Source organism: Variovorax sp. ISS6, assembly GCF_056523145.1.
Genome location: NZ_JAWRZC010000002.1, coordinates 1,074,740 through 1,087,536, shown reverse-complemented (window position 1 = coordinate 1,087,536; position 12,797 = coordinate 1,074,740). Strand labels below are relative to the sequence as shown.

The 12,797-nt window shown below is 65.2% G+C and carries 10 protein-coding genes and 1 pseudogene; 1 reads left to right on the top strand and 10 read right to left on the bottom strand.

All coding sequences use genetic code 11. The annotated features are described in order from the left end of the window. Position 1: 1 nt before the first annotated feature. The 4 genes and pseudogenes from AC1HIL_RS36685 to AC1HIL_RS36670 form a co-directional block, all read right to left on the bottom strand. Positions 2–793 (bottom strand): ABC transporter ATP-binding protein, encoded by a 792-nt coding sequence (locus AC1HIL_RS36685; protein ID WP_479668730.1) that lies wholly within the window; start codon positions 791–793, stop codon positions 2–4. Further along, positions 790–1,614 (bottom strand): ABC transporter ATP-binding protein, encoded by an 825-nt coding sequence (locus tag AC1HIL_RS36680; RefSeq protein ID WP_479668731.1) that lies wholly within the window; start codon positions 1,612–1,614, stop codon positions 790–792. The genes AC1HIL_RS36685 and AC1HIL_RS36680 overlap by 4 nt, the downstream gene beginning before the upstream one ends. A gap of 7 nt (positions 1,615–1,621) precedes the next feature. Beyond that, complete coding sequence (locus AC1HIL_RS36675; protein WP_203208296.1) at positions 1,622–3,085, bottom strand: aldehyde dehydrogenase; 1,464 nt, start codon at positions 3,083–3,085, stop codon at positions 1,622–1,624. Positions 3,086–3,521: 436 nt separating this feature from the next. Then, positions 3,522–4,584, bottom strand: a pseudogene (locus tag AC1HIL_RS36670) (aldo/keto reductase). 201 nt (positions 4,585–4,785) lie between these two features. On the opposite strand from AC1HIL_RS36670, the gene AC1HIL_RS36665 reads away from it, so the two are divergent. Next, positions 4,786–5,673 carry a LysR family transcriptional regulator gene (locus AC1HIL_RS36665; protein ID WP_479668732.1) on the top strand — a complete coding sequence of 296 codons (888 nt, stop codon included), beginning with the start codon at positions 4,786–4,788 and terminating at the stop codon, positions 5,671–5,673. A 452-nt stretch (positions 5,674–6,125) separates the two neighbouring features. Here AC1HIL_RS36665 and AC1HIL_RS36660 read toward each other — a convergent pair whose 3' ends face one another. Genes AC1HIL_RS36660 through AC1HIL_RS36635 form a run of 6 tightly spaced genes read right to left on the bottom strand, consistent with a single transcriptional unit; the run spans position 6,126 to position 12,777 of the window. Then, positions 6,126–6,902: an enoyl-CoA hydratase/isomerase family protein gene (locus AC1HIL_RS36660; protein WP_479668733.1), complete on the bottom strand. Its 777-nt coding sequence runs from the start codon at positions 6,900–6,902 to the stop codon at positions 6,126–6,128. Then, entirely contained in the window at positions 6,899–7,717 is an 819-nt protein-coding gene (locus AC1HIL_RS36655; protein ID WP_479668734.1) for an enoyl-CoA hydratase, read from the bottom strand. Before AC1HIL_RS36655 ends, AC1HIL_RS36660 begins: the two co-directional genes overlap by 4 nt. After that, complete coding sequence (locus tag AC1HIL_RS36650; protein WP_479668735.1) at positions 7,714–8,907, bottom strand: CaiB/BaiF CoA transferase family protein; 1,194 nt, start codon at positions 8,905–8,907, stop codon at positions 7,714–7,716. Before AC1HIL_RS36650 ends, AC1HIL_RS36655 begins: the two co-directional genes overlap by 4 nt. A gap of 23 nt (positions 8,908–8,930) precedes the next feature. Further along, positions 8,931–9,989: an ABC transporter ATP-binding protein gene (locus AC1HIL_RS36645; RefSeq protein ID WP_057590457.1), complete on the bottom strand. Its 1,059-nt coding sequence runs from the start codon at positions 9,987–9,989 to the stop codon at positions 8,931–8,933. 30 nt (positions 9,990–10,019) lie between these two features. Further along, positions 10,020–11,750 carry an ABC transporter permease gene (locus AC1HIL_RS36640; RefSeq protein WP_261211891.1) on the bottom strand — a complete coding sequence of 577 codons (1,731 nt, stop codon included), beginning with the start codon at positions 11,748–11,750 and terminating at the stop codon, positions 10,020–10,022. After that, a complete protein-coding gene (locus AC1HIL_RS36635) occupies positions 11,734–12,777 on the bottom strand; it encodes an ABC transporter substrate-binding protein (RefSeq protein WP_208507283.1) in 1,044 nt (347 codons plus the stop codon). Before AC1HIL_RS36635 ends, AC1HIL_RS36640 begins: the two co-directional genes overlap by 17 nt. Between the last annotated feature and the right edge of the window lie 20 nt (positions 12,778–12,797).

Below are 12,797 nucleotides of genomic sequence, written 5' to 3'. Positions count from 1 at the left end.
GTCATTGATGCGCCACCGCACCGAGGTAAGCCTCGATCACGCGCGGGTCGTTGCGCACGGTGTCCGGGTCGCCGAACTGAATCACGCGACCAAACTCGAGCACCATCACGCGGTCGGCCAGATCCATCACGAACCCGACGTCGTGCTCGACGAGCACGATCGTGGTTCCCAGCACCTGACGCACCTGATGGATCGTCAGCGCCATGTGGTCGCGCTCTTCACGGTTCATGCCAGCCACTGGCTCATCCATCAGCAACACGCTCGGCTCCATGGCGAGCGCGCGGCCGAGCTCCACGAGCTTGCGCGTGCCGTAAGGCAGAAGACCGACGGGACGCCCGCAAGCCTCACGCAGCTTGAGCAGGTCGACCAATTCGTCCACGCGTTCGCGGTGAGCGATTTCCTCGTCGCGCGCCTTCCCACGCCATAGCGCCGCCGAGAGAAAGCCGGTCTTCATCAAGGGATGCCGGCCCAGCATCAAATTGGTTTCCACATCCGCGTTGTCGAACAGGCCCAGGTTCTGGAACGTTCGCCCCAAGCCCAGGCTTACGCCATAGGACGTGGGGCGACCCACCAGTTCATGACCGTTCAAGCGGATGCTCCCCCTCTGCGGGGCATAGATGGACGAGAGGCAGTTGAAGAGAGACGACTTGCCGGCGCCATTGGGTCCGATGATGGCCAGCAGCTCCGCAGCCTTCACGTCGAAGCTCACGTCGGCCAGCGCCTGCACGCCACCGAACGCCAATGACAGACCTTGCACATCAAGCACGCGCTGTTCAGCCTCGAGCCCGCTCATGCAACGCCCCCAGCTGCGACCGCATCGGCCACCCGAAAGCTGCGGCGCCCCTGGTCCGACATGCCGAGGTAGATCTCACGCACGCGAGGGTCGCTTTGCAAGGCGCTGGCCGTCCCGCTCACAGCCACCCGACCGTTCTCAAGCACCAAGGCGTGGTGGCACAGATCGAGTGCCACACTGGCATTCTGCTCCACCAGAAGCACACTGACGCCGCTCTGGTTGATGCGCAGCAGGATCTCTGAGATCTGCGCCACGATCTTCGGTGCCACGCCAAGCGATGGCTCGTCGAGCAAGAGAAGGCGCGGTGCGGCCATGAGCGCACGACCAATCGCCAGCATCTGCTGCTCGCCGCCGGAGAGGTAACCGGCGATGGCATCGAGGCGCTGCTTCAGAATTGGGAAGTAGTCGAGCACGCGATCCAGCGTGTCTTTGAGTTCGGCACGCCTTGCGCCGATGCGCCGACGGGTGTGAGCACCCGCCATGAGATTCTCGGCCACGGTCATCTCGCCGAAGATCCGGCGGCCTTCCATGACTTGCGCCAGACCTTGTCGCACGCGCCCGGCGGCATTCAGTCGTTCCATCGCGTGGCCATCGAAGCGAAGGCTGCCGGATTCGACCTGACCATGGTGCACGGGAAGCAGCCCGGAGACGGCACGCAGCACCGTGGTCTTGCCCGCGCCATTGGGTCCGAGAATGGCGACGATCTCACCGACCGCGAGGGAGTACGAAACGTCCGTCAGCGCGCGCGAGCCGCTGCCATAGCGCACGCTGAGATCGCACACCTCCAGCAGTGGCGGCGCCTTGGAGCTACCGGTTTGCATGTCCGACTCAACCAATGGTGAATGGATCGCGCGTGGCGCCCGACAACTCGATCCAGACCGTTTTGGTCTCTAGGAAATCGAGCATGCCTTCGCGCCCGTTTTCTCGGCCTAGCCCGCTGTGGCCAAATCCGCCGAAAGGGGCGAACGGCGCAGCCACGCGGTAGGCATTGATCCATACGGTTCCCGCGCGCAACTTGGCGGCCATACGGTGGGCCAAGCGCACATCGGTGGTCCATATGCCCGCTGCCAGCCCGTAGTCGGTGCCGTTGGCCAACGCCACCGCCTCGTCCTCCGTGTCAAAAGGCATCACGGCTAGCACGGGACCAAAAACTTCCTCCTGCGCAATGCGCATGTCCTGTGTGACGTCCGTGAGCACCGTGGGCCGCACGAAGAAGCCTCCTGCTTCGCCGGCGACCCCGCCACAAGCGACTTTCGCGCCCTGCGATTTCGCCGTCTCCACCATCGAGAGAATCTTCTGGTGCTGGGCGGCCGTGGCCGCCGGCCCCATCTCGGTTGCCGGATCCATCGGGTCGCCCAAGCGGATGGTGGCGGCGCGCGCCACCAGCGCATCGACGATCGCCTGTTGCACGCTGCGATGCACGATGAGCCGCGAGCCAGCCATGCAGCTTTGGCCCGTGGCCGCGAAGACTCCGCTCATGATGCCGTTGACCGTGGCAGGTATCTCGCAATCGCCAAAGACCACCTGCGCCGATTTGCCTCCCAGCTCGAGCGTGATTCGTTTGAAGCCACTCGCCACCGACTGGGCGATCGCAGCACCCACTCCATCGGAGCCGGTAAACGCCACCTTGTTCACGCGGGGGTCGGTTACCAGCGCGCGGCCGACCTCGGCACCGCCGGTCACCACGTTGAACACACCGGGTGGAACGCCCGCCTCTTCCACCAGCCTGGCGAACACCAATGTGGAGACCGGTGTGTATTCCGATGGCTTCACGACAAAAGTGCAGCCCGCCGCCAGGGCAGGTGCCAATTTCCACACCATCAGCAGACCCGGCGAATTCCAGGGTGTGATGGCAGCGACCACTCCCACCGGCTCTCGTCGCGTGAATGCCATAAAGTTCGGCCGGTCGCTGGGCAGGACATCACCCCATGGCTGTACGGCCTGCCCCGCATGGAAATAGAACCACTCGGGGATGTAGCGCCATTGCGCCAGCATTTCCTTGTAGAGCTTGCCGTTGTCCCGGCTCTCCAGCAACGCCATCTTCTCGGCATCGCGTGCCACCAGATCGCCCAGCTTGCGCAATAAGCCCGCGCGTTGCTGCGGTGTGGTAGCAGGCCAAGCACCGCGGGCAAAGGCATCAGCCGCGGCCCCCACAGCAGCGGCGACGTCCTTCGGGGAAGCATCTGGCACTCGGGCCCAGGGCTGCTGGGTATATGGATTCAGGCTTTCGATCCAGCCGCCGGTACCCGGCGTGGCCTGACCGTTGATCCACATGTCGAAGGTCTCAAGCATGGTGTCTCTTTCGTTTTTTTGCATTCCGATCAACGGAAGCGACTACTGATTAACAGAATTAGAAAGCGCGACCACGCCTGCAAATGAGAGGCGAAACCCGGAAGTCGATTCCGTTAAACGGAAGTTGCCGATGCTGCGACATGGAGAGACTCGCATCACGAATTCATGACGCGCGTCGCCTCATTCGTCCTGCTCATTGCTAAAAATTCAATGAGTCAATGGCTCAGGAAGACAACTTCCATGCCAGGCGGCCTCGCGCTGCCGGCAGCAATTGAGCAGCCCCAGCTTCGGGAGAGGAATCGTGCCCGGTGCTTGGGCGCTCGGCAGTGCCTCGCGCTACGTTGGCCGTGCGCTCCGGCGGCCAACCACAAGGCGAGCGCGGCAAACCGCATTGCGCGGCACATGCAACTGCTTGTTGCCGCGCCCGATCCGTGCTTCAGGAAACTGAAGCGGTCTTCCCGGCCCAAAGGTCGACAGGACCGAGCCGATCAGCACCTTGTGTAGCAAGCATCCAGCCCGGATATTCGAGCGGCAGTTCGCTGACCGCGTCGAGTTGGCGGATCTCCTCCTCGCTGAGCGTCAGCGTGGTGGCTGCAATGTTGTCCTCGAGCTGGCTGAGCCGCTTGGCGCCAACCAGAACAGAGGTCACCACCGCTTTGGACAAGAGCCAAGCCAAGGCGACTCTCGCCACACTGCACCCGTGCGCAGTCGCGATCGGGCGCAGCGTGTCAATCACCCTCCATGCACGCTCTTTGTCCACGACGGGAAAGTCGAACTCGGCGCGTCGGGAATCCTCTGGCGACTGCTCGTCGCGGCTGAACTTCCCGGACAGAAGGCCACCTGCGAGTGGACTCCAGACGAGCAGGCCCATTTTTTCCTCTGCGAGAAGCGGAGCGAGCTCGCGCTCCAGAATCTCGGCCGGCCAGTGAGTAGTAGGCCTGAAGCGTATTGAAACGCGAAAGATGAAGGCGGGCGGAGATTCCAAGCGCAGTTGCGATGCGCCAGGCTTGCCAGTTCGAGACGCCCAGGTAGCGAACCTTGCCTTGTCGCACCAGATCGTCCAACGCGCGCAGCGTCTCCTCGATGGGTGTGAGGCTGTCGCTTGCGTGAATCTGGTAAAGATCGATGTAGTCCGTTTGCAGCCGTTTAAGGCTACCTTCCACAGCGTCCATGATGTGGCCGCGAGAAGCGCCAACATCGTTTCGGCCCTTGCCGACGCGGCTGTACACTTTGGTCGCAAGCACATAGTCCTTGCGCGCGATGCCAAGATTTCTGAATGCTTGCCCCAACGTGCGCTCGCTCTCACCTGCAGAGTACACATCGGCGGTGTCGAAGAAATTGATGCCCGATTCATAGCTCGCTTTGACGAGCTCATCTGCACCTTCTTGGCCCACGTTCCCGATGTGCTTATAGACGCCGCCCCCATCGCTGAAAGTCATGGTTCCAAGGCAAAGCTGCGAGACGAGCAACCCAGTGTTTCCAAGAGTTCGATACTTCATGATGAATTTGAAGAAGTTTTGCGTTGTGTGAAGGCAAGGAAATGCCAGCGCTGGGCCAGTGTCGACCTGCTCGATCAAGACGAGAAGAGCTAAAGATGCAATATCGTTTTCTGTTTTTGCAGCGTCGATCGGGCATAGCGGGTAGGGGCCTGGTTCACCCTTAACGCTGTTCAAGAGCTCTAACAAACCACAAGAAATCGCATGGACTGGAACGACCTGAAGTACTTTCTGGCTGTATCCCGCACCGGCAGCCTCACACAGGCCGCGCTCGAGCTCGCGGTGAGTCAATCCACTGTGAGTCGGCGCATCGGAGAGTTGGAGTCAAGTCTCGGCTTCAGCGTTTTCGTGCGCCATCAGACAGGCTATTTGCTCACGGATGGAGGGCTTGAGATACTGAAGCACGCTGAGCAGGTCGAAGACGAGGTTCTTGCATTGGAGCGCAACGCAGCTGGCCTCGATGGATCTCCTACAGGAACGGTTCGCATCGCGACATCGGAGAACTTTGCCACTGACCTTGTCATCCCCGCCATGCCTGCGCTTCGCAAGCGGTATCCGGGCATCTGCCTGGAGATCATCACCGGGACTGCGACTACTGCGCTCGGTCGCCGAGAGGCAGACATCGCATTGCGTGTAACCAGGCCGAGCAGGGGAAATCTCAAGGTCAGACGTGTGGGCCACATGACCTATTCCGTCTATGCGACCCGCAGCTACCTCGAAGAGAACCCGCCTGTTGAGGGTCTGCCGCTAGCAGGTCGTCAATTTGTGACTTGGGATGCCGGCCACGCGCACTTGCCTGCCGCTGTCTGGCTCGCACGCGAGCACCCAGGCTGCAAGATTGCGCTGATCACGAACAACTTGCCGTCGCAGATCGCGGCAGTTCGCGCAGGATTAGGATTGGCTGTCATTCCGGATTTTCTCGCCGCGCGGGAAGGTTTTGTTCAAGTCATACCCGCAGAGCAACTGTTCAGCAACGATGTTTGGTTGGTCATCCATGCCGATCTCGCCGATTCGCTGAAAGTGCGCGCAGTCAGCGACTTTCTGGCCGAAGAGGTTGTCAATCGAGACCCAACCCTTTCGACGTATGAATGAATGAACGCCTACCGGACGAGCTTGCTGCGTGTAACGCCGTCTTCCGACCGAGCTCGCGATGCGCTGTCGCGGTGGCTGCGCGAGCTTAGGGAGATCCGCGCGATCCTCTCAAGCCGACATCCGCTCTTGACGCCGGCCTCAGTGTGCTGCGACGGAGCATTTCCATTGCATGCTGCGAGATCAATCGCGGCGCCTGAGGCGAAACTCGACTTCTCTCAGCAGTCGGATCGACCGAAGCGGCCTTGTGACCTCGGCCTGGGATTTCGCAATAAATTTGCGCTTAGATCGAGTCATGACCATGTCCACCTGGGGATGATCGAACGCGTGCCGGGAGTGAACGATATATACCGGCGTATGCCCATGCTGCAGTGCCCCCATCATGAAGCAAAAGCACATCACACTGAGTCGGCAGCGGCCGCACTCGAGACCGTGGTTTCCGGTGCCGCTGCTCTCTACCTCCCCTGGAACTTCGCAGCTCTCTTCTGCGCCCAGGCCGATTGCCCCTCGCGCAGATCTTCCGAGAGGTAGGCGCTGCGGATGCTCGCGTCGAGCGCCTGCGGGTCGAGCGTGCCGCGCGCGATGCGGTTGAGGTGATGCTTCATGCCGGTCAGCGCGATCGGCGCCATCGATGCGCAGTCGCGCACCAGGGCACTGACCTCCTCTTCCAGTCGCTCGGGTTCCGCGAGCTGCGTCAGGTAGCCGATTCGCTTCATCTCCACGGCATCGATCTTGCGCGCCGTCAGGAACAGCAGCTTGGCGTTGTCCAGCCCGAGGCGGCTCACGTAGCGCTCTAGGCCCGAGCGGTAGTAGTGCAAGCCGAGGCGCGCGGCCGGCATGAACATGTCGATGCCCGTGGCCCCGACGCGGAAATCGCAGGCGAGCGCGAGATCGGTCGCGCCGCCGTACACGCCACCATGCAGCACCGCCACCGTGACTGCACGCGCCATCTCCAGCGCATCGACCACCCCCTCGAAGTCGACCTTGCGCTCTGCGCCGATGCTGCCGATGTCGTAGCCGCTGCAAAAGTACTTGCCGCTGCCGCGCAACAGCAGCACCAGCACTTCCGGCCGCGCGTCGACCTCGGCGATCAGCGCGGCCAGCCGCTCGAGGTCGTCGGCGCTCAGGCGGTTGGCCTGTGCGGGGCGCCGCAGGCGAATGGTCGCGACCGCGCCCTCGATGCGAAGCTCGGGCAGGTCGGAGGAATCGGTGGGTTCGGTGATCGCGTTCATCGGCCTTGAAAAATGGGAGGACGTTTGGCGAGGAAGGCGCGGCGGCCCTCCCTATAGTCTTCGCTGTCGAAGCATTGCAGCACGAGCGGCGCGATCTCGTCGGCCGCAGCGCTGTCCGAGTAGCGTTCGAACGCCTGGATGGCTTTCTTGGCGGCGTTCACCGTGAGCGGCGCATTCGCGGCGATCTTCTGCGCATAGGCGCTCACGGCTTCATTGAGCGCGACATCCTCGACCACCGTGTTGACCAGGCCGAGCCGCAAGGCCTCGGGGGCCTCGAGGAAGCGTGCGCTGAAGAGGATGTCCTTCGCGGCCGACGGCCCGACCAGCCGCGCCAGCGCGGCCACGCCACGGTAGTCGTAGCCCAGGCCGAGCCTGGCGGCCGGAATGGCGAAGCGCGAGGACGACGCCGCGATCCGGATGTCGGCAGCCAGCGCGATGGCCAGGCCGCCGCCCACGCAGTAGCCCTGGATCATCGCGACCAGCGGCTTGCTCAACGCGGCCAGGCCGGCATGGCCGCGAGCGGCCACCTCGTCGTAGCTCTTCTTCTGCGCCGCGTCGGCGCGGTGCTGCTCGAACTCGGAAATGTCGGCGCCCGAGACGAAGGCCTTGCCGCCCGCGCCCTTCATCACGACCACCCGCACGCCCGGATCGCGCTCGAAGGCCTCCGCCACCGCGCCCAGTCCCTGCCACATGTCCAGCGACATCGCGTTGCGGCGCTCGGGATGGTTGAAGGTGATCCAGCCGATGCCCTCGCGGACCTCGCCGAGGATGCGGCCCGTGCCCAGCGACTGGAGGACTCGGTCTTGCGCCTTCATGCCACCACCCCTTCCTTGCGCAGCGACGCGACGGACTCGTCGCCGTAGCCGAGCTCGCGCAGCACTTCATCGGTGTGCTCGCCCGCATCGGGCGCCGCGCGATGGAAGGCCTCGGCGTGCGGGCAGTCCGACAGGTTGATCGGCGAGCGCAGCAGTTCCAGCGTACCCAGCGCCGCATGGGGCGCCGGACGCGTCATGCGCAGGTGCCGGGCCTGCGCATCCTCGAAGGCCTGGCCGATGTCGTAGACGGGGCCGCAGGGCACGCCCGCGTCGTTCAGCCGCTCCACCAGTTCGCGCACGCCGAAGCCGCGCGTGATGGCGCCGATGGCCTCCTCGAGCTCGCGCCGGTGCGCGAGACGCGAGGGCTGGTCCTTGTAGCGCTCGTCCTGCGCCAGATGCGGGGCGCCGAGCACTTCGCACAGCCGGGCCCACATCGCGGCGCCAGGCCCGCAGATGTTGACCTTTCCGTCGCGGGCATCGAACGTGCCCATCGGCACCAGCGTGGGATGCGAATTGCCCTCCTGCCGCGGCACCTCGCCCTCGACCGTGTAGCGCGCGCCCTGGAAGTCGAGCTTGTTGAGCATGGCCTCCAGCAGCGAGGTATGCACCCACTGGCCGCGGCCCGTGCGTTGGCGGTGCAGCAAGGCCAGCAGGATGCCCTGGCCCAGGAACATGCCCGAGGTGGTGTCGGAGATCGCGATGCCGGTGCGGTAGGGACCACGCCCGGGTTCGCCCGTCACCGAACTCAGCCCGCTCATGCCCTGCACGATCTGGTCGAGGCCCGGGCGGCCCGCGTACGGGCCGGTCTGGCCGAAGCCCGAGATGCTGGCCAGGATGATCCGCGGATTGATCGCGCGCAACGCCTCGTAGCTCAGGCCCAAGCGCTCCTTGACCGAGGCGCGGAAATTCTCGACCACGACGTCGCTGCGCTCGACGAGCTGGCGCAGCACGCGCATGCCTTCGGGGGTCTTGAGGTTGACGCTCAGGCTGCGCTTGTTGCGGTGCAGATTCTGTTCGTCGGAGCCGCGGCGCGGCCCGAGCGTGGGCTTGCGGTCGGGCGGGTCGATGCGCACCACGTCGGCGCCCCAGTCGGCCAGCAGGCGCACCGCGACCGGGCCCGCGCGCGCGATGGTGAGGTCGAGCACGCGGCAGCCCGTGAGCGGCAGGTCGGATTCGATGGAATGGGGCATGGTGGACTCGTGCGGTGGATGCATCACTGGATGGCGGCCACGGCGCCGGGGTCGACATAGATCGTCGAGCGCTGGCCGATCTCGAGCACCGTGGACGGCGCCGCGTGCACCTTGAGCGACGCCCCGCCTCCGCTGGGTCGCACCAGGTAGTTCCAGTACTCACCGAGGTAGGTGCGTCCGACGACCGAGACGTCGCCCAGCGCCACCGCGCCCGCGGGCGCGGCATCGAGGTACAGCGACTGGGGCCGGATCGAGGCCAGCAGGCGGGCGCCGCCGGCCGCGCCCCCGGGCAGCGCGAAGCCCGCCGCCAGCCCGTCGAGCCGCAGGCGGTCGCCGTCGAGCTCGCCCTCGACCAGGTTGGTCTTGCCGATGAAGCCCGCGACGAAGGGCGTTCGCGGGCGGTTGTAGAGGTTCCACGGGGTGTCGATCTGCTCGAGCCGGCCCTGGTGCAACACCGCGATGCGGTCGGAGATCGCCATCGCCTCGGCCTGGTCGTGCGTCACGTAGACCGTGGTGAAGTGGAACTGGTCGTGCAGCCGGCGGATCTCGGTGGCCATCTCTTCGCGCAGATTTGCGTCGAGATTGGACAGCGGCTCGTCGAGCAGCAGCACTTCGGGCCGCACGATCATCGCGCGCGCCAGCGCCACGCGCTGCTGCTGTCCGCCCGAGAGCTCGGCCGGATAACGCTGCGCGAGGGCGCCGAGCTTGACCACGTCGAGCATCTCCGCCACGCGCCGCGCGATCTCCGCATCGGGTGTCTTGCGCACCCGCAGGCCGAAGCCCACGTTCTGCGCCACCGTCATGTTCGGCCAGATCGCGTAGCTCTGAAAGATCATCGACATGCCGCGGTGCTCGGGCGACACCGAGCGCGCGGGCGACGAGATCTCGGCGCCGTCGACCACGATCGTGCCGTCCGACGGCTCGATGAAGCCCGCGATCATGCGCAGCGTGGTGGTCTTGCCGCAGCCCGAGGGGCCCAGCAGCGTGACCAGTTCGCCGCGCTGCAGCTGCAGCGAGACCGCATCGACCACCGGCGTCGCGCCGTAGCGCTTGCTGAGGTTCCTGAGTTCGAGTTTGGACATGCGTCGGTTCTCTTTTGTGTGCATGCGGGTTCAGGAGCGGCGCAGCATGAAGTCGCGGCCCGCGAGCCTCATGCCGATTCCCACGACGATGGTCACGATCACCACCAGCACCACGCCCATCGCGGCGAGCGTCTCGTAGTTGCCCTGTTCGCTGAGGTCGAGCGTCAGCACCGACACCACGCGTGATTCGGGACCGGTGAGGAAGACCGCGGTCGACAGCTCCTTCGTGCAGATGACGAACACCAGGATGAAGGCCCCCACCAGCGTCTTCTTGAGCAGCGGCGCCACCACCTGCGTGAGCACCGTGAGGCGTCCGCCGCCGAGGATGCGCACCGCCTCCTCGAGCTCCGGGTTGAGTGCGCGCACGCCGGCCGAACTCGCCGCCACCGAGATCGGCAGGAAGCGCGTTGTGAAGGCGATCACGATCAGCACGCCCATGCCGTAGAGGCTGAACGGCGGCCCGGCGTAAGCCGCATACAGGCCGATGGCCAGGATCAACCCCGGGACCGCCACCGGTGCCAGCGCCATGAACTGCACGAAGGTGGGAAAAGGGGTGATGCGCCGCTGCGTGGCGTAGGCGATGCAGATGCCCATGCCCACGCACACCAGCGCGGTGGCGCCGGAGTACAGCACGGTGTTGAGGATGGCCGCGCGCACGGTCAGCTGCTCGAAGAAGATGCTGTGGAAGTTCGCCAGCGTCAGGTTGTCCAGCGACAGCCCGCGGCCCCAGGCCTTGGACAGCGACGCCAGGATCAGGATGGCCAGCGGCAGGATCACCGTGAGCAGCGCGACCAGCACCGAATAGCCCAGCAGCAGCCACTTCCACGAGCCGATGTCGAAGGGCCGGCGCTCGCCGCCCTTGCCCGACACCGACACGTAACCGCGGCGCGCGAGCAGCTTGCGCTGCAGCATCAGCAGCACGATGGTCAACAGCAGGATCGGCATCGAGAAGGCCGCGGCGCGCTCGACCTGCAGCGGATACTGGAAGAACGACACGATCTGCGTCGTCGCGAGGTTGATGCGCGCCGGAATCGCGATCAGCGCCGGCGTTCCGTAGAGCGCGATCGCCTCGAGAAAGATCAGGATCGCCGCGCCCACGATCGAGGGCAGCACCAGCGGCAGCGTCACCCGCGCCATGGTCTGGAACTTGCCGGCGCCATGGATCGATGCCGCATCCTCGAGCTCGGTCGACACCAGGTCGAGCGCCGACTTCGTGAACACGTAGATCAGCGGGTAGGTGTACAGCGCGATGACGAAGGCCAGGCCCCAGAAGCTGAAGATGTTGAAGGGCCCCTTGGCGGTGCCCAGGAGCTCGACCACCAGTCGGTTGAGCCAACCCGCGTTCGGGCCCGCGAGCAGGATCCAGGCGATGGCGCCGAGGAAGTTGGGCATCACGAAGGCCGCGAGCACGCTCAGGTGCGTGAAGCCTCGGCCCGGCATGTTGGTGCGCGAGACCGCGAGCGCCAGCGGCACGCCCAGCAGCAACGCCAGCGCGGTGACCGCCGCGCCGAGATAGAGCGAATTGAGCAGCGCCTGCAGATTGCGGCTGCGGCCGAGTGCCTGGGCGTAGCTCTGCAGCGACCATTGGCCCTCGGCGGTATGGAAGCTGTCCCACACCAGCCGCAGGATCGGGTTGGCCACCAGCAGCAACAGCACCGCGATCAGCACGGCGAAGAACCAGATCGCCGGGTCGCCCAGGCGATGCGGCGTGCGGCGCGCCACCGGCAGCGCGAGAACGACGGCCTTAGACACCGAAGGCATCCCGCCAGAGCTCGATCACCTTGGGAATCTGCGCCACCATCTGCGGCGGCGTGGGCGCCAGCAGCGGGCTCGCGTCGCTCAGGCCGAGCACGCCGGGCGCGGGCTTGGCATTGGCGCGCAGCGGCACGCTGAATTCCTCGACCGAGATGCGCTCCGTGTCCTCGCTACCGAGCAGCCATTCCATGAACAGCCGCGAGGCGTTCGGCCGACGGGTGTTGGCCATGATCGCCGATGGCGAAAGGATCAGCACCGGGCCCTCTTTCGGCGCCAGCGTGGCCACGGGGTTGCCGCGCGAGGCCGAGCGCGCGGCCAGGCTCATCGGGCCGGCCGAGATCGACGCCTCGCCGGAGATCACGGTGGTCACCGCATCGATGGTGGAGCGGCTCACGTGCGCCTTGGCGGCCGCGAGCTTGGCGAACCAGCCCTCTCCGAAGAGCTTGCGCATCTCGATGCACCAGGCGCCTGCCGCGCCGCTGTAGGCCGGGTGCGCCACCAGCGCGGCACCGCTCCACTTCGCATCGAGCAGGTCGTTCCAGCTCTTGGGCGCGGCTGCGGCCTGCACCTTCTGCGTGTTGTAGATCAGGCCCATCATGAAACAGCTGGAAGCGTGAAAGTACGCATCCGGGTCCATGTTCTGCACCCGCTTGTCCTGCCGCGCGACCGCGGCCGGCAGGTACTTCAGCAGCAGGTTGCGGCCCTTGAGGTCGACGTAGTGCGCCAGATCGGTGGAGGTGAACACGTCGCAGTTGGGCGTGCCGGCTTTCAGGTCCTGGTTCAGGCGCTGGAACGCCACCTGGGCGGTGGTGCGCACGACGTTGACCTTCACGCCCGGATAGCGGGTGCTGAAAGTTCGACCCATCTTCTCGGCCACCTCGGAGGTCTGCGGCACCGTGTACCAGGTGAGTTCGCCCTCCTTGCGCGCCGCCTCGTGCAGCGTGGCCAGGTTGATGGGCTGGGCTCGCACGACATAGGGGGCGGCCAGGGCACCGGCGGCCAGGAGGCCGAACTCTCGTCTGCGCAACTGCATGGATGTCTCCTTGAATCGGG